Below are 19,774 nucleotides of genomic sequence, written 5' to 3'. Positions count from 1 at the left end.
TTTTTAGTGACGTTTAGCCACGAGAAGCACGTTTCCGTTCATGTTCCAGTAATAATTTTTTACGAACACGAATGGCTTTAGGTGTGACCTCAAGTAACTCATCATCACCGATAAATTCTAGTGCCTGCTCTAAGCTCATACGAATAGGCGGTACTAGAGTCACCGCTTCATCAGATCCAGATGCACGCATATTGGTTAACTGTTTACCTTTTAATGGGTTAACAACTAAATCATTGTCACGTGAGTGGATGCCAATCACCATACCTTCATAGACTTCATCACCATGTCCGATAAACATGCGACCACGGTCTTGCAAGTTAAAGATAGCAAAAGCAACCGCTTTACCCACACCATTTGCAATCAAAACACCATTGATACGTTTACCAAAACTACCGGTTTTCATCGGTGCATAATGATCAAATACACTGTAAATCAAACCTGTACCTTGGGTAGCCGTCAGAAATTCTGTACGGAAACCAATCAGGCCACGAGATGGAATAATAAAGTCTAAACGAATACGACCTTTACCATCGGGTACCATATTTTTCAGGTCAGCGCCCCGCTCACCCATTTTTTCCATGACAGTGCCTTGATGCTCATCTTCGATATCAATAGTGACAGCCTCAAAAGGCTCTTCTTTCACACCATCGACTTCACGGATAATCACTTCCGGACGAGAAACACCCAGTTCAAAACCTTCACGGCGCATATTTTCGATAAGCACAGACAAGTGCAACTCACCGCGACCTGACACTTTGAACTTATCAGGATCTGTTGGCACTTGATCCACACGTAACGCCACGTTATGAATTAATTCACGATCCAGACGCTCTTTGATTTGACGTGTAGTAATAAATTTTCCGTCTTTACCTGCAAACGGAGAATTATTAACCTGGAAGGTCATTGTCACGGTGGGTTCATCTACTGACAATGGTGGTAATGCTTCAACAGCATTTGGGTCACACAAGGTGTCAGAAATATTTAATGGATCTAGACCGGTAAACGCAATGATATCACCCGCTTGTGCCTCAGCCACTTCTTCACGTTGCAGACCTAAAAAGCCCATAACTTGCTGTACTCGACCGTTACGTTTTTTACCTTCACGGTCAACGACAGTGACAGGTGTATTCGTTTTCACACGGCCACGTTCGATACGACCAACACCGATAACACCCACATAACTGTTGTAGTCAAGTGATGACACCTGCATGCGGAAAGGACCTTCTGAATCGACATCAGGATGACTGACTTTGTCGACGATAAGCTGAAATAACGGTGTCATATCACCTTCACGAACAGTGTCTTCCATGCCTGCAAAGCCATTTAGTCCCGATGCATAAATGACATCAAAATCAAGCTGTTCATCTGTCGCATCCAAATTAACGAATAGATCAAAAGTTTGATCTAATACCCAATCTGGACGAGCTGATGGTTTATCAATCTTGTTAATAACAACAATAGGTTTGAGTCCTAATGCCAGCGCTTTCTGAGTCACAAAACGGGTTTGTGGCATCGGACCTTCAGCTGAATCTACCAGCAACAATACTGAATCAACCATCGACAGAACACGCTCAACTTCACCACCGAAATCAGCATGGCCTGGTGTATCCACGATGTTGATGTGGTAGTCATTCCAGCGAATCGCTGTATTTTTTGACAGGATGGTAATACCACGTTCACGTTCAAGATCGTTGGAGTCCATCACGCGTTCTGTCAATTCTTCATGCTCACCAAAGGTGCCAGACTGACGAAGGAGTTGGTCAACTAAGGTCGTTTTGCCATGGTCGACGTGGGCAATAATCGCTATATTGCGTAGCTTAGAAATATCTCGTTTATTTGTCATTAGTTTGAATTCTGTAAAAGCATGCCATGCATGCGAAAAAAATATGCCCTTAGGCGCTTATTTGGCTTTTGATAAATGTGGTTGCAGCGTGGTTAACATTAGATTGTGTACACCAAGACCTGCTGCAATGACATTACCTTTATTGAACAAATTATCGGTACCATCAAAGTCAGTGACAATGCCCCCAGCTTCTTCGACCAGAAGTAAGCCTGCCGCCATATCCCAATTCTCCAGCCCCATTTCCCAGTAACCATCAACACGGCCTGCGGCCACATAAGCAAGGTCCAACGCAGCTGAACCCGTACGACGGATATCTGCTACCTGAGGAAACAAGGCTTTAAAACTGTTGAAGTAAGCTTCATGAAAAGCTGGATATTTGAATGGGAAACCTGTTGCAAGTAGTGCACCTGCCAGCTCTCTGCGTTTGGTTACACGGAGTCGACGGTCATTCAGTTTGGCGCCTTCACCACGGCTTGCAGTGAACAATTCATCGCGCTGAGGGTCATAGATAACAGCATGTTCAACTCGTCCTTTTACTCTGACGGCGATGGATACACAGTAGTGCGGGAAACCATGAAGAAAATTTGTTGTGCCATCCAGTGGGTCAATAATCCAAACGGTTTCATTGTCACCTGAACGACCCGACTCTTCAGCCATAATGGCATGGTCAGGATAGGCTTTTTTGATGACGTTGATGACTTCTTGTTCCGCGAGTCGGTCAACGTCTGACACGTAATCATTACGACCTTTAGTCGTGACTTCAAGATGCTGAACGTGCTGCAGCGAGCGCATGATCAGAGAGCCAGCATTGCGGGCAGCTCTGATTGCTATATTGAGCATTGGATGCATAAACAAATTTTTCCAGAACGATAGGTACTTCAAGAGTGCATTGAAGAACAATGACTCATATTAAAGCCGATTATTATACCAACTATTTCTTTATGTATCTGTTGTAATATTAAAACGGTCCTTTTTAATAATGTTAATGGACAGCAAAAATATTTCTTGCTAGCGTATGTTTTATGTTGCTAATAAGCAATATAATATCCACGCCAATTTAACTGGTACTTTAAGGAGATAAAAATGAAATCATTAGCAAAACTGAGTGCTGTAATCCTGCCTTTAGCTATGTTGACTGCTTGTGCGAACACAGCTGAAATGGAAGCGCTGAAAGCCTCTGTAGAATCAGCTCAATCAACAGCTGATTCAGCTCTGGTCGCAGCCCGCAATGCTCAAAGCACTGCTGACACAGCGCAACGTACTGCAACTGACGCAGAACTGGCTGCCATGAACGCCCAGAAAGCTGCTGATGAAGCTCAATCAACTGTCGAAGAATGCTGTGCAAAAATCGACCGTATGTTTGAAAAAGCGATGAGCAAATAATCTAAATTTTAGATTTACTCATACAAAAAAGCCGGAACAATTGTTCCGGCTTTTTTTTATCTAGAGTATTTATCTTTAGAGCGTGTCACTCGATACTTGCGCAACCCATACAGAAATACCTGCTACTTCACTAATTTTGTCAGCCATCTCAGCGGCTTCTTGTTGTGAATTAAATGGGCCGATTAAGGTTTCCCCCACTGCGCCAGATTTCGCAGGCCAGAACAGATCATTCAATTGCAAAGTATTGATTGCCTGACGTGTTTTTTGTATCGCTTTCTGGCTTAGTCCGGCATGAACAAACCAAACATCTTCTACGATATCGAGTGGCTCTTCTCCTAGACGTTTAACGATACTATCCTGGGCTTCCACTAATCTTTCTGTAAATGCCCAGTCATCATCGGCAGGTAATTTATCTTGCGCCTCTAAAATGGCTGCTACCATCGGTGTCATGTTTAAACCTTGGCGTTTATCGATGTCGCTGTGTGGTTTATTGACTTCCAAATAGAGTTTGCCATCACGAACACCCGCTTTATCTGGCTGATAAATAATTTCTACAGGCGTATTCACTGATGCGATATTAAATAAGTGTTGGATATCTTCTGGGAAAAGTCGAATGCAGCCATGGCTCACACGCATACCCACACCAAAAGGCTTATTTGTACCATGCAATAAATAACCCGGCATCGATAACCGCATCGCATAAGCCCCTAATGGATTATCAGGCCCGGCCGCAACCACTCTTGGCAAAGGATCACCTTTTTCAAGATGCTCTTTTCTGATGGATTCTGGTGGTGTCCATGTTGGATCTTTTCTTTTCTGGGTAATCTTTGCTTTGCCCAATGGCGTGCCCCATCCTTCACGTCCGATACCGATTGGGTGGGTGATCACTTTCTGTGTTTCTCCCGCCTTTGTTTCTGGATAATAGTAAAGGCGTAACTCGGCAATATTGATCACGATGCCTTTTTGGCCAGCTTTAGGAAGAATGAAACGGCTTGGAATAATAACGCGTGTATTCTCACCCGGAAGCCATGGATCAACATCTGGATTGGCTTCGACAATGTCGCTGTACCCTAAATCAAATTGACGTCCAATATCGAGTAAGGTGTCTTTATCTGTGCTATAAACCACCATGTTGTGACCCACAACGGTTGAGCCAGCGGATTTAAGTTCAAAAGTAGTTGCCATAGAAGGTGCCGATATCGCAAGACCTACAGCAAGAGACAACAACCGTTTCAACATCGATGATTCCTGTTTATTAAAGAATAAAGCTGCATATTGTACTTGATTAAATATAATCTTCACATTCGCTAAAAGCGTGCTTTGAATCCGAAAAAGGGCTAAGATCAACCTTTACCTTAAACAGCAAGCTAGCGTACTCTACTTCAATGAAAAAATATTATTTGCCATTAATCATCGGTCTGACCTGTTTATCACTGTCTGGTTGTTCTTTTTTTCAAAAAGAAGAAGTTAAAGCAGATGAAAGCTGGAGTGTAGAAAGAATCTACAGTGAAGCTAAAGCCGCGCTGGATATCGCAGATTACAGTAAAGCCATCGCCTACTACGAACAACTGGAAGCGCGTTTTCCTTTTGGTGAATATGCTCAACAAGCATTACTTGAATCTGCTTATGCTCATTACAAATCAGATGATCCTGAAACCGCCATTGCCACCATTGATCGATTCATGCGGGTATACCCACTGAATCCGAACATCGACTACGCGATATACCTTCGTGGCCTGGTTAACTTCCACCGTGACATTGGTTTATTAGAAAAATATATTCCCCGTGATGAATCTCAGCGTGACCCAGGCGCTGCGGAGGATGCATTACGTGACTTCAATACATTGATTCAGCGTTTTCCTACCAGCCGTTATGCAGAAGATGCCGCTCAACGCATCGTCTATTTACGTAACCGTCTCGCACAACATGAAGTGAACGTTGCCAATTATTACATGCGTAGAGGCTCATACTTAGCGGCGCTCAATCGCGGTAAATATGTGATAGAAAACTATGACAGAACACCTGCGATGCCAGAGGCGCTAGTAGTGATGGCAAAAGCCTACAAAGTGTTGGGCATGCTTGAGCTGTCAGAAGACTCACTTCGTGTTCTTAGAATTAACTATCCCGGCCATCCTGGAATTGCGGAAGTAGCACAAACCGAAGTGCAGTAGTCAAAAACAAAAAAGCCCGTCGTTGAACATTCAGCGACGGGCTTTTTTTATGCATACAGCATCAACTAAATCGCGTCTTGATCCTGCTCACCTGTGCGAATTCGAATTGCTTGTTCTAATGGTGTAACAAAGATTTTGCCATCGCCTATACGACCAGTATTGGCGGCTTTAATGACGGCTTCAATCACGCCATCCACTTTATCGTCTGACACCGCGATTTCTAATTTTACCTTGGGTAAAAAATCCACAACATATTCAGCGCCACGGTAGAACTCAGTATGTCCTTTCTGGCGACCAAAGCCTTTAACTTCGGTAACAGTCATCCCAGTCACACCGATATCAGACAGTGCCTGGCGAACATCATCCAGCTTAAAAGGTTTAATTATCGCTTCAATTTTTTTCATCGTAGTTCCTTACTCTATAGTTGAAGTGACGGTGTAGCCTGACGTGATAGGATATCGGCGATCTCGGCCAAAAGCCCGGCTACTGATACGAATACCTGGAGGCGCCTGCCGCCTTTTATATTCATTACGATCCACCATTTTGATGACTCTTGCAACTACATCCGCGTCATAGCCCCCTTCAACCAAGTCTTCAAAGCACTGTTGATCCGCTATATAACGCTGCAGAATCTGATCTAAGACAGCATAGTCAGGCAAACTGTCTTGATCCAACTGCCCTTCTGCCAGTTCAGCTGACGGGGGACGTGTAATAATTCGCTCAGGAATAGCCGGGGACTGTTGATTTCGATGACGGCTTAACTGATATACCAGCGTTTTATATACATCTTTCAATGGCGAGTATCCACCAGCCATATCGCCGTACAATGTCGAGTAACCCACAGCCATTTCGCTTTTATTACCGGTCGATAGCACCATTGAGCCAGTTTTATTGGATAAGGCCATCAAAATAATGCCACGGCAACGTGCCTGTATATTTTCTTCCGTTGTATCGTTCGGCAGTCCTTTAAATTCATCGGCTAATGAGTCAATAAATGCATTGAAGGTGGGTTCTATCGAAATAATGCTGTACTTGACCCCGAGTCCTTCGGCCATTAATTTCGCATCATCCAGACTCATTTGAGAGGTATAACGCGACGGCATCATCACCGCATGCACTTTGTCTGCGCCAATGGCGTCAACAGCCAGTGCCATGGTTAACGCAGAGTCAATACCGCCTGATAAACCAAGCACGACACCGGGAAAATGATTTTTCTCGATATAGTCTTTCAGTCCAAGCGTTAGTGCTTTGTATATGGTAGACAACTCCTCTTCAGGCTCGCACAAGGCACCAGATAAGGATAAAGCCCCTGATGCATCCCGCTTGATGCTGACAGGGAATAAACCAAACTCTAATGCTGGCGCCTGAGCAACTTTTGTTCCTGCAGCATTGATTACAAAAGAATAACCATCAAATACCAGTTCGTCCTGACCACCATATTGGTTGACATAGATAACAGGCAGACCAGTTTCAGAGACACGCTTATTAACTTCAGCTTCACGTAGCGGCCATTTACCAACGTGATAAGGGGAAGCATTTAAGTTGACAATTAACTCAGCACCAGCGGCTTTTGCTCTGGCAGCGGGGTCTTTGAACCAGATATCCTCGCATATGGTAATGCCAATATTGATGCCACGAAAATCAAAGACAACCGCCTCATCACCTTCAACGAAATAACGCTTCTCATCAAACACACCATAATTGGGTAACTGCTGCTTGTGATAAGTACAAACCACCTTGCCATCATCAATTAACGAGGCAGAGTTATATAAACCCGATTCAACATCACCTGCTGGATGACCAACTAACACCGTTATATTATCCAGCTTACTCGCCAATGTGCTTAACGCTTTACGAACCCGCTTCAACAAACCGGGGCGGAGTAATAAATCTTCTGGAGGATATCCGCTCAGTGTCAATTCAGGAAACACCACTAAATCGGCATTATGCTGTTGTTTTGCCTGATTTGCAGACTCAATAATCCTGTTAACATTTCCTGCGACATCACCTACTACGGGATTGATTTGTCCCATCACCAGCGTGAGTGTTTGCATTTATTTTTTATCCATCATTGCCAGCATTATGTCGCCAATTTCAGCAGGCGATCGTGCAATACCACAGCCAGCAGCTTCAAGCGCTTTTAATTTCGCTTCAGCCGTGCCACTGCCGCCACTGATAATGGCGCCAGCATGGCCCATACGTTTGCCAGCAGGCGCAGTCAAACCAGCGATATAGGTCACAACCGGTTTAGAAACATGCGCTTGAATAAACTCGGCGGCATCTTCTTCGGCATGGCCACCAATCTCACCAACCATCACAATACCTTCTGTTTGGGGATCATTCTCAAACAACTCAAGACATTCGATAAAGTTCATACCATGAATAGGGTCACCACCAATACCGACGCACGTACTTTGCCCCAACCCATTCTGTGTTGTCTGATGAACCGCTTCATAGGTTAGCGTACCTGAACGTGAGACAATGCCGATTTTTCCTGGCTGGTGAATATTACCGGGCATGATGCCAATCTTGCATTCACCTGGTGTAATCAAGCCCGGACAATTTGGACCGATCAAATGTGCATCGTAACTATCTAGAGCATGTTTAACGCGTAACATATCTAGAACGGGAATACCTTCAGTGATACAGGCAATCACTTTAATACCGGCATCAGCTGCTTCCAGAATCGCATCGGCAGCAAATGCAGCAGGCACATAAATCATGGTGGCATCTGCACCTGTTTGTTCGACTGCTTCATGTACCGTGTTGAAAACAGGTTTATCTAAATGTGTTTGTCCACCTTTTCCTGGCGTCACACCACCGACAAACTGGGTGCCATAAGCAATGGCCTGCTCGGAGTGAAATGTACCTTGTTTGCCAGTAAAGCCCTGACAAATCACTTTGGTTTCACGATTGATTAAAATACTCATGCCTGCGACTCCTGGGCTGCCGCTACAGCTTGACGTGCAGCATCGGTTAAATCATCGGCAGCATATATACTCATTTCACTGTTTTTCAATAATTCACGACCTCGTTGGGCATTTGTGCCCTCAAGTCTGACAACAACGGGTAATGACAGACCGACTTCTTTCGCTGCCTGAATAATACCTTCGGCAATCAGATCACAACGAACAATACCACCGAAGATATTGACCAAAATCGACTTCACTTTTTTATCAGAAAGAATCAACTTAAATGCTTCAGCGACGCGAGCAGCTGTCGTACCACCACCGACATCTAAGAAGTTAGCAGGCTGCCCACCTTCTTTTTGAATTAAATCCATGGTGGCCATTGCCAGACCGGCGCCGTTGACCATACAAGCCACATTGCCATCCAAAGAGATATAGTTAAGGCCAAATTCACGAGCGATAACTTCTGCATCGTCTTCCTGACTGGGATCAAACATCTCTGCCAACTCGGCATGGCGGAATAAACCGTTATCATCCAGATTAATTTTGGCATCCACAGCAAGTAAATCACCCTCATCAGTAACAACGAGCGGGTTCACTTCCACCAGACTGGCATCATTTTCTGTAAACAATTGATACAGATTTTGCATCACGGACTGTAGCTGTTTGAAGCTATTGCCAGTCAAGCCAAGAAAAAAGGCTGCACGGCGACATTGATATCCCTGTAAGCCAACAACAGGATCCACATATAAATTCAGTATCGCCTCAGGTTGTTCTTCCGCCACGGCTTCGATATCCATACCGCCTTCTGCTGAGACCATAAAAACAATACGTTGTGAACTTCGGTCAACCAGTACGGCCAGATAAATTTCACGACTGATATTGGTCGGTCTTTCTACCAGTACCTGGTGTACGGGCAGGCCTTCAGCTGTAGTTTGATGGGTGACAATATGTGTACCTAACATGCCGGCTGCGGCGGATTCTACATCATCCAGAGAATTCACCACTTTGACACCACCCGCTTTGCCGCGACCACCGGCATGAACTTGTGCCTTAACGACCCAACGCTCGCCTGCTAGTAACTCAGCGGCTTGTCGAGCTTGAGCGGGTTCAGCAACGGATTGACCTTGAGGTGTAGGCACACCGTATCGATTAAATAATTGTTTGGCCTGAAATTCATGCAGATTCATTGTATGTTCTTGCCTTACTTGGTTGTCTTTTCAACGCCAGCGACAGTTATCTTTTAATAATCTGCGATTTGTTGATAAAAACAAGATCTTAATTCAATGTCGAAAACGTTATATTTTCTCGCAATAGCGCAATAATTACCATCACTACACATGATATAGTTCACGCTGAATGCCTTAAACGAGTTTTTAGATGTTAACGCTATACCCAGAAATAGAACCTTATCAAACCCATTTACTTGAGAGAGAGACCTTATCTTCTGGAAAGAAACACGAAATTTATGTCGAAGAATGCGGCAATCCTGATGGGATTCCAGTTGTTTTTCTGCATGGTGGCCCTGGCTCAGGGTGTCGTCCACAACATCGTCAATATTTCGATCCTGAAAAATATCGTATTGTGTTGTTTGATCAACGTGGCTGCGGACGTTCTAAGCCCAGCGGTGAGCTTGAAAACAATACCACCGCGCATTTAGTCAGTGATATGGAGTATATCCGCACCCAGCTCGGTATAAATACATGGGTGATTTTTGGCGGTTCGTGGGGAGCGACATTGGCGTTGTGTTATGCAAGAGATCACGCTGACAACGTCATACACATGATATTGCGTGGTACATTTCTGGGGCGCCAGCAAGATATTGATTGGGTTTATGCTGCAGGAGGCGCTTCAAAGCTATTTCCGGAAGCATGGCATCGCTTAACGCATATGCTAGATGACTCGGAACAACTAAGACCACTGAAGGCTTACTATACTCGGCTAACCGATCCTGATGAGTCACTGCAATTATCAGCGGCTGCCATTCTTAACAGTTGGGAGGCGACGATTGTGACCATGCGAGATCATGAGTACGAAGCCGATTTAACTGAAGCGCCCGGCCCATTGGCCCACTCACGTATTCAGTTACATTATGCATTGAACCAATGTTTTATCGAAAACCGGCCTATCTTGAGCGAAATTGACTCATTACGTCATATTCCTACCCATATTATTCATGGTCGTTATGATATTGTTTGCCCATTACAGCAATCCTGGGAACTACACCAGGCATGGCCTGAAACAAGCTTAACGGTGTTACCTCTTGCGGGACATGCTGCGGGCGAACCTGCAGTGGTCGATGCCTTAGTCAAGGCTACCGATGCGTTCGCGGATGAACTGTAGTGATAGCCTTATTGCAGCGTGTGAAACAGGCTTCGGTTGAAGTCAATAATCAATGTATTGCTGAGATCGATCATGGCCTGCTGGTATTTGTGGGGTTTGAAAAAGACGACTCATCGGCGATGATTGAACGTCTGGTGGAGCGAGTGATCAATTACCGCCTGTTTGCTGATGTGGATGACAAGATGAATCTCTCCGTGAAAGATATTAATGGCGGATTACTGCTTGTCCCGCAATTTACCCTGGCAGCAAACACGCAAAAAGGCCTACGTCCCAGCTTTGCTTCTGCTGCATCGCCTGACATAGGATATCAACTGTTTAATGAGTTTGTTGATGCCGCTAATAAGCAGCATCCTAAAGTTTGTACCGGTCAGTTTGGTGCTGACATGCAGGTTAAACTCATTAACGACGGGCCAGTGACTTTCTGGCTTCAGAGCTAAACTACTGTTACAGGATTTTTTGAATGCGCATTATCAGAAACTTTATTGTCGGGCTGTTATTGGTATTGGTTGGCATTGCCGCCATCATGCTTATCCCATCGCCTCAACCGCCTGCCAGTAAACCATGGGAAGTGACTGTGATGCCTGACAATAATGTCCAAGTATTTGGCATTCATTTAGGTAAAACTGATTATAAAACGGCTCAACAAGCACTCCGTGTGTTTGGCAAAACAGCCATCTTTACAGATCCGGATAATAAAGCCACGGTTGAAGCCTATTTTGATAGTGTGAACTTAGGTGGTTTATCAGCCAAAATGGTGCTGAATCTCGTCGTAGATGAAGACAAAATCGCTGATATGTTGGAGCGAGCATCAGCAGGAAAACTACAACCTAGTGGCGCGCATCAGCATGAATTGGCAGAAGAAGATAAACAGTTTTTATTGTCATCACCTGTTGCAGCGATTACCTATATACCCAGTGTTCGTTTAGATGAAGAAATGATTCAAGAACGCTTTGGTGCGCCTGATAGCACTAATACAGGATTACCAGATGATGAAGGTAACGCAGACATAATTTGGCTTTATCAGAAGCTTAATCTCACGGTTATTTTTAGCAGCAATAATAAGACGCTATTAATTTATCAAACTAAATAAGCGTCTCTTTTTCTGCCAGTTCATAGAAGGCTTCTTCGCTAACAGGCTTACTGAATAAATAGCCTTGTGCACACTGGCAAGTATGCTGTCTTAGATAATTGAGTTGCTCGTTGGTTTCCACACCCTCCGCAACGACTATCAAGCCCAGGCTTTCCGTCATTGCCAGAATTGCATTGACGATGGCGGCATCGTCTTTGTCGGTGGTGACATCCCGTATGAAACTGCTATCAATTTTAAGTACATTCAATGGAAACTGTTTCAAATATGACAAGGAAGAATAGCCCGTACCGAAATCATCAATAGCTAAGCTAATACCCATTTTACTGAGCTCAGATAATGTTAAGGTTGCCAGCTCAGGATCTTCCATTAACATGGTTTCCGTAATTTCCAGCTCCAGATTTTTAGTCGGCATACCTGTCTCCGCAAGAATATAGCGGATACGACTGGCAAGATTACCGCCTTTAAATTGGCGGCCAGATAAGTTAACGGCTAATTTGAAGTCTTCCGCTAGCTTATGCTTAATATTTAAAAAGCACTGACACGCCTGTTTCAGCACCCACTCACCGACAGATTCAATCATGCCAGTATCTTCAAGAATGGGTATAAAATCTGCGGGTGAGACTAAGCCCCACTGTGTACTATTCCAGCGCAATAGCACTTCTGCACCGTTCATTTTTCCAGTATCGAGATCAATTTGTGGCTGTAAATGAATGAAGAATTCTTCTTGCTCGACGGCTCGTCTTAAAGCCGTTTCCATAGCAAGTCTTAATGAGGCTTGTGCGTTCATATCCGCAGAATAGAACTGGAAATTATTTCGCCCCGTTTTTTTTGCGTGATACATGGCGGCATCCGCATTTCTGATCAGCATGTCAACATCACGACCATCCGCTGGATAGAGGCTCACACCAATACTTGGGCTAATATTGATTTCAACACCATCAATAAAATAAGGTTGTGACATGGCATGAATTATTTTTTCAGCCACTTTCCCTACATATTGTGCAGATCGAATATTCTCCAGAATAACAGTAAATTCATCGCCGCCTAATCTGGCTACCGTATCACCTTCACGAATCGTCTCTTTAATTCGTTTCGCTACCTCTTTTAAAAGACTGTCACCTGCTTTGTGCCCTAAAGAGTCGTTAATATGTTTAAAGTGATCCAGATCGAGAAAGCAGACAGCAAGTCGGCCAGAGTCACGGTGCGCTTTGTGAATTGCATGCTCAAGCCGATCATTAAAGACATTTCTATTGGGTAAGCCTGTGAGACTATCTATACTCGCCAGATTGGTTAACCTTTCCTCATTTTGGCGCTGTGTTGTTACATCTTCAAATAACCATATCGATCCGTTTTGCGGGGCATCAGCTTCAATCGATTTGCCAGCCATAGCGCACCAGAACCTATCTCCATTTTTGCGAACTAATTCCAGCTGAGCTTCATAACTCTCCCCCACTGAGAGATATTGAGACACATGTTCGCCAAATTGTTCGTAGGCGATTTGGCTTGGATAGATAAATCGTGTTTTTTGTCCTTCAATCTCTTCACGACTATATTGGAATAATTCTTCAAACTTCTGATTAACTCGTATCACTCTTCTGTCACGAATAAAAGCGATCCCCACCATCGCGTTTTCTAAAATGGTGTTCAACTCTGATGTCATCTGATGCAATTGCTGATTCGTTTTCTTCCATTTCGTGATATCCGCTATGACACAGACCCAGACAAAGTCATCACTACCACTGATTATCCTGCTGACGGAAATCCATAATGAGAAAGCCGTACCGTCCATGCGAAGACCTTCATACTCACCACTCGACTCATCATCCAGCTCTAAATCATCAATTGATTCAGGCTTATTTGCTTCAGCAAAAAACTGTAATAAGTGCTGACCAAGAAGATCCTCAATAGCACCACCGAACATGCTGGCACCAGCAGGGTTTATATCAATGATATAACCTTCTTCATTAAGAGATAGAATGGCTTCTGGGACACTATTTAATACTGCTCTGAGTTGCTGCTTTTTATGCTGCATGGTGACTTTAGCTTTGCTGTAATCAGCAATAAGATTCTGGGTCACCTCAGCAAAGTGATTAAAATCTTTAGCCAGCATAGAGACTTCATTTTGAGTGGATGTCACTGATATTCTTGTCTCAAACCGCCCCTCAGAAAGTGACCGGATAGAGTCTTTGATGAGCACTAAAGGCTGGTTGATCCTATTGAATAAAATATACGCAAATATCATGACAGCACTCATGATAAAGACACTTACAACGATAATTTGCCACCATGAGTAATTGGCCGAAGTAACGTCATCACTGATCTCAGCATAATTTTGTAAATTGATATGTTTTATTAACTGATTGAGTTGCGTTGTTAAGCTCGACATCAGCTTGATAGAAACACTTTGCTCTCTGACTAACGCTGACTGTGTAGCTGTGCTCTCTTCTTCTATCGCTATCAATCCAGTTTCACCACCCATCAATACCCTGAGTGCTTCCACTTGCCTTTCTATGGCTTGTAACGTTTCAGACACATACATCAACTCAAAAGTCTGACTAGAGAAAGCATTAATATCCTGTTCGATCTGAGCAAAAACAGTATTAAACTGTTTTTTTGATTGAGAAAAATCAGATATATAGCCTGTTCGCAGAAACAACTTATAGTTGAGTAAACGAAGCTCATTGATATGACTTTTAAGAGGATTGGCTAAGTTTAGAAGCGAGACGAGGTTATCATTGCGCAGGCGTTTTTCGAGATCATCCATCAAATTTAGCAATGAGGCAGAAACACGCTCATTGCCAGCCTGCTTGGCTTTGATGTCACTGGCTAATTCAAGATGACGTTTTTTTAACTGGAAAAGCTTGCTATCAAGCACTAGATAATCTTGATATGTTGTTGATAAAGACTCTAATAAGCGGTGAGCCTCCTGCTGGTTATCCAAAGCCTCAGATAACAGCTGCGCATTTTCCTGGAACATGAGTTCAATTGCTGCTCTATCAGCAAATTCAGGTAATGCAGACACATCAGAAACACTAAGAAACTGTTGCTGTCGTTGTGCAAAAAGTAAAGCAGCTTGACTAAGCTGACGGCTGTTAGCTTCTATCGGCAGTAGATGCTCAATGAAAATAGACTGTGTCTCGGACATCAAATTATTGGCGTAATTAGCCATAATGCCCATAACAATAACAGCCACTAAGGTGATGGCTGCCCACAGTTGGAGCATATGTTTAATACTCCAGTTTTTAAACATTGAATGAATAACCGTATTGATTGAACATTTAGCCTTCCATAGCCTCAATCTTTACTCTCATCGTTATTTTCGGCTTCAGTCTGTTTTTGTTTTTCTTTGGGTGCTGAAGAAGATGACATATCATCGTCATCCATCAGTACCCGATTGGCAGCACCATCCATATCATCATATTGACCATTTCTGACTGCCCAGAAAAACACAGCAACACCGATAATACCAAGTAGTAACATACCTGGGAGCAAACCATAGATGACTTCCATCACATACTCCAAACTCTTCATTCATGACGACGAGGCGATGAAAAGAAAAAGAAAGACAATCCTGGCACAGTGAAGTTTAACTGGCTTTGTTCTATTTATTTCTTCACAAGTCTTCCGATTCTGGCAGAGTTTCCGATAACCAACAATGAACTAATCGGCATTGTGATGGCGGCAACTAACGGATTAACCCATGCACACATCGCTAATGGCACCATGATAACGTTATAGCTGATAGAAAGCATTATGTTCTGTCGAATGATGCGTAAGGTTGTACTGGCCAGCAATTTTGCTTCTGCCACTTTTATCAGCTCCTGATGTGATAAAACGACATCTGCACTCTCAACTGATACATCAGTCCCTGATGCTAATGCAATACCTACATCAGCTTGAATTAATGCAGGGGCATCATTGACACCATCACCGACCATAGCCACGATGTCACCTTGAGCTTGCATTGACTTCACAACAGCAGATTTATCCTGCGGTAATACTTCTGCAAACCGTTGTATATCTGAAAATGACTGGGTTACAGCATTGACCACTTCCAGACGGTCACCACTGAGTACCGTGACCTTGGTACCCATCGACTGTAACAACTGGATCGTCGATAGCGCATCCGGACGTAGCGAATCAGTCAATCCAATAATTCCCTTTATAGAGCCATCTACCGCAACGGAGACACAACTAATCCCTTGCTTCTCGTATTGAGACATTTTTTCGGTCAGATGCTCAGGGAAGTGAATATCCTGTGAGTTCAACCACTGACGTGTGCCTACAAGTATCAATTTATCGTCTATATAAGCCGTTACTCCCCGCCCGGGTATGGTTGTAAATTTTGTTATCGGAAGAAGTTTCAATGCAGATGAAGCGGCTGTTTCACATATTGCTGTTGCGATAGTGTGTTCTGAATTCTGTTCTACAGATGCGGCCAACTGAAGCAGTTCAGATTCGGTTAATTCTGCACAAGGTTCAACCATGTGAACATTTAACTGACCTGTTGTTAACGTCCCTGTTTTATCAAACACAAAATGATTGACTGAAGATAGGCGTTCGAGTGTTTCTCCTTGCTTCACCAGCACACCACGTTGTGCCCCCACTCCTGTAGCCACCGCAACAGACATTGGGGTGGCCAAGCCAAATGCACATGGACACGTCACCACTAATACTGACACCGCAGCCAGTAGTGCGACCTCAAAGTCAGACTGGAACCAATAAAGAAAGGTTAAAGAAGCCAGCGTTAATGTGATCAATACAAACCACGGCACAATTCTGTCGGCCAATGTTTGAATTGGTGCTTTGGACGCTTGGGCCTCATCCATCAGTGCAACGATTTTTGCTAAAGCGGTATTGCGTAATACCTGTTCAACACGTACCTGAAACGCACCTTCACCATTGATGCTTCCAGCAACGACCGTATCACCGACCTGCTTAACCACAGGAACAGATTCACCAGTCAGCATGGACTCGTCAACCGCACTCTCACCGTCAATGATAATTCCATCGACAGGAATACTTTCACCCGGTCTAACCAGTACCGTTTGCCCAATCTGTACTGCACGTATCGGCACAACTTCAGACGTATCATCAACTAAAACCGTTGCAAACTTAGGCTGTAACTCCAGCATTCGCCTGGTGGCCGAAAGCGCTTTCTTTTTCGAGATAGCTTCAAGGTAACGCCCCACCAGAATCACGAATAAGAAATTTACCACCGTGTCAAAGTAAACATGTCCGGTATCTAACTTATTAATGGTGGCATAGGTTGAATACAAATAAGTTGTCGTTGCACCGATCGCAATGGGTAGATCCATCGTCAGATAACGCTGTTTCAAACCACTGAGTGCACTACGGATAAAGGGATAGCCTGAATAGAGCAAGGTTGGTGTCGCTATCACAAAACCTATCCAGTGAAACCACTGACGAAACTCACCATCACTTGCGCCGCTGTATAATGCAATAGAAACCCACATCATATTCATCATTGCAAAACCAGCAAAGGCCATTCGATACAGCAAGCCTCTATGGCGCTTAGCTAGCGCTCCTTCAGCTGTTTCAGGATCAAATGGCACAGCAGAGTAGCCTATTTCAGCTAAACGATTCAATGCCGTTGATAGTGGAATAATTGAATTATCCCAGTGCAGTTTCAATCTTCGCGCGGTTAAATTCACTTCAGCATTGAGCACGCCAGGCAAAGCTGAAAGTGCATTTTCAATAAGCCAAACACACGCCGCGCAATGAATACCTTCTACCAATAGATGAATGGTTCTATCATTCTGACTGGTATCCGTAAAATCAGATTGAACTTCATCTAAATCATAGGCTGAGAGATCTCCCAGCATATCAGGTGGTGGCGAGAGTAAATCTGTTTCAGCCGCTTTTGTGTAAAAGCTTTGTAAGCCGGCACCGTATATTGTCTCGCAAACGGTTTGACAGGCATGACAACAAAAGACACGCTCCTCCCCGCCTATTTCTGTTTTGAATTCGTTCGGGTCTTTAACGGGTAGACCGCAATGATAACAAGATATTGCCAAAACTAATCCTGCGTTTCAGATACTGAATATGAATATTTAAGGATTAATTTGAATCCGACGTGTTAGCACATATTTATCGTCACCACGGTGAGCTTCGATGATAATGTCCCAGCTTCCAGGTAAAGCAAAACTGACATCAGTCACAAAACTTCCATGGCCTGATGGGTGCATCTCTGCCGAGAAGTCTTGACGCTTATCGGATGGTCTATAAGCAAAGAACTTAACTGAATCCAGCATCAGGCCAGCTGAGTTCTGTCCGGTAATCACTGCTTCATAGGTTTGGACTTGATTGACTCTAGAGGAAGTTGGCATCAATAAAACGCCTGACCAACCAAGGCTTTTTTCTTTTGCAATTTCTTCTTCAGTTTTGGCGTATGCCTGACCTTTTTCATAAAAGTCTTCAATGACAAGGTTTGGCGGAGATTTAAACGCTAAATAGATAAATACAGCGTTAGCGCTCAGAAAAACCACTAAAAATACTAACATCCCCAGTACCCATGGGTTTTTCATTGCTTGGCTATTTTCTTGGGAAATTTGCATTCTCTTCCTCATCTACTCAGGTGCCATGAACATACTTTCATATGAAGTTGATATGGCTGAATTATTGATTACTTCAGCTTTAAATTCTATAGGCATCAAGCCTTTAGTTACTTTATCATCGGGTACGCGAACCAAGGCTGTTACGGGCACCACTTTACCCGGCTCAACCGTAATTTTATCACTCATTCCATGCAAGGTCGCACCCTCAAGTCCAAGTACATCGTATCGGACTTCTATTGGAGTTTTTGTTTTGTTTAACATTTTTAATGTGTATTTATTCTGAATACCACCATCACTCAGACGAACATATAATGGCTGACGATCATGAATTACTTGGAACTCTGTTGGTGATAATGTAAAAAAGCCATAAATCACTCCAGATAACGCTGTCAGTAAAATTAAGCTATAAATAATGACACGTGGACGTTTATACATCGGTAAAACGTTCTTATCGTGATGTAATTCCTTGTATGACGCATAACGAATCAGACCTCGCGGTTGATTGGTTTTATCCATAATGCTGTCACAAGCATCTATACACATACCGCAAGTGATACAGCCTTCTTGCTGCCCTTTTCTAATATCGATCCCTGTCGGACAGACAGCAACACACACTTTACAGTCGATACAACTGCCTTTAGATTCATCTTCAAGCTGACCCTTTTTCAATTTACCTCGGGGTTCACCACGTTCAGCATCATAGGCAGGCAGAATGGTGTCTTGATCGTACATGACACCTTGAAGACGAGCATATGGACACAGCCAAAAGCAAACTTGCTCGCGCATAAAACCGGCGAAAACGTAGGTAAACACACCAAAAACGGCCATCGATATCCAGACAGGAAGAGGCGCTTGTAGGGTGAAAATATCAGGCCACAATTGATAAGCATCAGTAAACCAGGCAGCAAATGAAATACCTGTTATCAGTGCAATCGCAATCCATAAGGTATGTTTTGTCAGCACCCTAGTCACTTTATCTATAGACCAAGGGGCTTGTTTAAACTTCATGACTTTTTGAGGACTGTCTCCCTCCAGCTTCGTCTCTATGAATGTATAGATATCAGTCCAAACGGTCTGGAAGCAGAAGTAACCGCAAAATACACGGCCAGCGATACTGGTCACGGCAGCGAGTAAAATAGCAAAAAACAGTAAGGTTAACGACAACATCCAGATATCTTGTGGATAGATCGTTAACTGAAAGAAATTAAACTCACGTTCTGGAATATCAAACAAAATTGCCTGTTGACCATTCCAGCGTAAGTATGGTCCCAAGAAAAATATCAGCCAAACAGACATGCCAATCCACTTTCTTAATCTGAAACGCCCTTTAACACGCTTAGCAACGACCTTCTGGTCACCGGTATTAACGTGCCAATCAGACACTTCTTCGTAGATTTGGGTGACATCATCATTGACGTTTGATTGTGTTTGACTCATATCATCTCCGGAAAAAGATT

Annotated in this window: 16 protein-coding genes and 1 pseudogene; 5 read left to right on the top strand and 12 right to left on the bottom strand. The window is 43.6% G+C overall.

The genetic code is table 11. The features are described 5' to 3' along the window. Positions 1–13: 13 nt before the first annotated feature. A complete protein-coding gene (typA, locus tag B3V56_RS14525; RefSeq protein WP_289284462.1) occupies positions 14–1,843 on the bottom strand; it encodes a translational GTPase TypA in 1,830 nt (609 codons plus the stop codon). 57 nt (positions 1,844–1,900) lie between these two features. Beyond that, entirely contained in the window at positions 1,901–2,692 is a 792-nt protein-coding gene (gene suhB / locus B3V56_RS14520; RefSeq protein WP_286305184.1) for an inositol-1-monophosphatase, read from the bottom strand. 234 nt (positions 2,693–2,926) lie between these two features. Between suhB and B3V56_RS14515 the strand changes: the two genes are divergently transcribed. Further along, positions 2,927–3,226 (top strand): Lpp/OprI family alanine-zipper lipoprotein, encoded by a 300-nt coding sequence (locus B3V56_RS14515; RefSeq protein WP_007145710.1) that lies wholly within the window; start codon positions 2,927–2,929, stop codon positions 3,224–3,226. A 75-nt stretch (positions 3,227–3,301) separates the two neighbouring features. Here the strand turns inward: B3V56_RS14515 and B3V56_RS14510 are convergent, their stop codons facing one another. Then, positions 3,302–4,465: a L,D-transpeptidase family protein gene (locus B3V56_RS14510; protein WP_289282982.1), complete on the bottom strand. Its 1,164-nt coding sequence runs from the start codon at positions 4,463–4,465 to the stop codon at positions 3,302–3,304. A gap of 146 nt (positions 4,466–4,611) precedes the next feature. Here B3V56_RS14510 and B3V56_RS14505 point away from each other — a divergent pair, with 146 nt between their 5' ends. Further along, entirely contained in the window at positions 4,612–5,397 is a 786-nt protein-coding gene (locus B3V56_RS14505) for an outer membrane protein assembly factor BamD (RefSeq protein ID WP_289284461.1), read from the top strand. A gap of 65 nt (positions 5,398–5,462) precedes the next feature. On the opposite strand, the gene B3V56_RS14500 is transcribed toward B3V56_RS14505, so the two are convergent. The 4 genes and pseudogenes from B3V56_RS14500 to sucC all read right to left on the bottom strand — a co-directional run. Beyond that, positions 5,463–5,801, bottom strand: coding sequence for a P-II family nitrogen regulator (locus B3V56_RS14500; protein WP_289282985.1), 339 nt, complete (start codon positions 5,799–5,801; stop codon positions 5,463–5,465). Positions 5,802–5,810: 9 nt separating this feature from the next. Continuing rightward, entirely contained in the window at positions 5,811–7,451 is a 1,641-nt protein-coding gene (locus B3V56_RS14495) for an NAD+ synthase (RefSeq protein WP_289282986.1), read from the bottom strand. After that, on the bottom strand, positions 7,452–8,327 hold the full coding sequence (sucD, locus tag B3V56_RS14490) for a succinate--CoA ligase subunit alpha (RefSeq protein ID WP_286305189.1): 876 nt from the start codon (positions 8,325–8,327) through the stop codon (positions 7,452–7,454). It lies immediately after the preceding gene. Continuing rightward, positions 8,324–9,502, bottom strand: a pseudogene (gene sucC / locus B3V56_RS14485) (ADP-forming succinate--CoA ligase subunit beta); the annotation flags it as partial. The pseudogene sucC and the gene sucD, both read right to left, overlap by 4 nt. Positions 9,503–9,686: 184 nt before the next feature. Here sucC and pip point away from each other — a divergent pair. Genes pip through B3V56_RS14470 form a run of 3 tightly spaced genes read left to right on the top strand, consistent with a single transcriptional unit; the run spans position 9,687 to position 11,739 of the window. Further along, positions 9,687–10,649: a prolyl aminopeptidase gene (gene pip, locus B3V56_RS14480; protein ID WP_289282265.1), complete on the top strand. Its 963-nt coding sequence runs from the start codon at positions 9,687–9,689 to the stop codon at positions 10,647–10,649. Continuing rightward, positions 10,649–11,086, top strand: a complete 438-nt coding sequence (dtd, locus tag B3V56_RS14475) for a D-aminoacyl-tRNA deacylase (protein ID WP_286305191.1) — start codon at positions 10,649–10,651, stop codon at positions 11,084–11,086. The genes pip and dtd overlap by 1 nt, the downstream gene beginning before the upstream one ends. Before the next feature lie 23 nt (positions 11,087–11,109). Further along, positions 11,110–11,739, top strand: a complete 630-nt coding sequence (locus B3V56_RS14470) for a lytic murein transglycosylase (protein WP_286305192.1) — start codon at positions 11,110–11,112, stop codon at positions 11,737–11,739. On the opposite strand, the gene B3V56_RS14465 is transcribed toward B3V56_RS14470, so the two are convergent. The 5 genes from B3V56_RS14465 to ccoG form a co-directional block, all read right to left on the bottom strand. Further along, positions 11,732–14,962 carry an EAL domain-containing protein gene (locus B3V56_RS14465; protein WP_289282266.1) on the bottom strand — a complete coding sequence of 1,077 codons (3,231 nt, stop codon included), beginning with the start codon at positions 14,960–14,962 and terminating at the stop codon, positions 11,732–11,734. The genes B3V56_RS14470 and B3V56_RS14465 overlap by 8 nt on opposite strands. 71 nt (positions 14,963–15,033) lie before the next feature. Further along, a complete protein-coding gene (gene ccoS / locus B3V56_RS14460; protein ID WP_286305194.1) occupies positions 15,034–15,249 on the bottom strand; it encodes a cbb3-type cytochrome oxidase assembly protein CcoS in 216 nt (71 codons plus the stop codon). 95 nt (positions 15,250–15,344) lie between these two features. After that, positions 15,345–17,777, bottom strand: coding sequence for a heavy metal translocating P-type ATPase (locus B3V56_RS14455; RefSeq protein WP_286305195.1), 2,433 nt, complete (start codon positions 17,775–17,777; stop codon positions 15,345–15,347). A 36-nt stretch (positions 17,778–17,813) separates the two neighbouring features. Beyond that, on the bottom strand, positions 17,814–18,317 hold the full coding sequence (locus tag B3V56_RS14450) for a FixH family protein (RefSeq protein ID WP_286305196.1): 504 nt from the start codon (positions 18,315–18,317) through the stop codon (positions 17,814–17,816). Positions 18,318–18,329: 12 nt separating this feature from the next. Continuing rightward, entirely contained in the window at positions 18,330–19,754 is a 1,425-nt protein-coding gene (ccoG, locus tag B3V56_RS14445; protein ID WP_286305197.1) for a cytochrome c oxidase accessory protein CcoG, read from the bottom strand. Positions 19,755–19,774: the final 20 nt, after the last annotated feature.

It is taken from the genome of Methylophaga sp. UBA2513, from assembly GCF_002341285.1.
Classification (GTDB): Bacteria; Pseudomonadota; Gammaproteobacteria; order Nitrosococcales; family Methylophagaceae; genus Methylophaga; species Methylophaga marina.
Note: the sequence above shows the minus strand (reverse complement) of the source record. Positions and strands in the feature narration are given on the sequence as shown.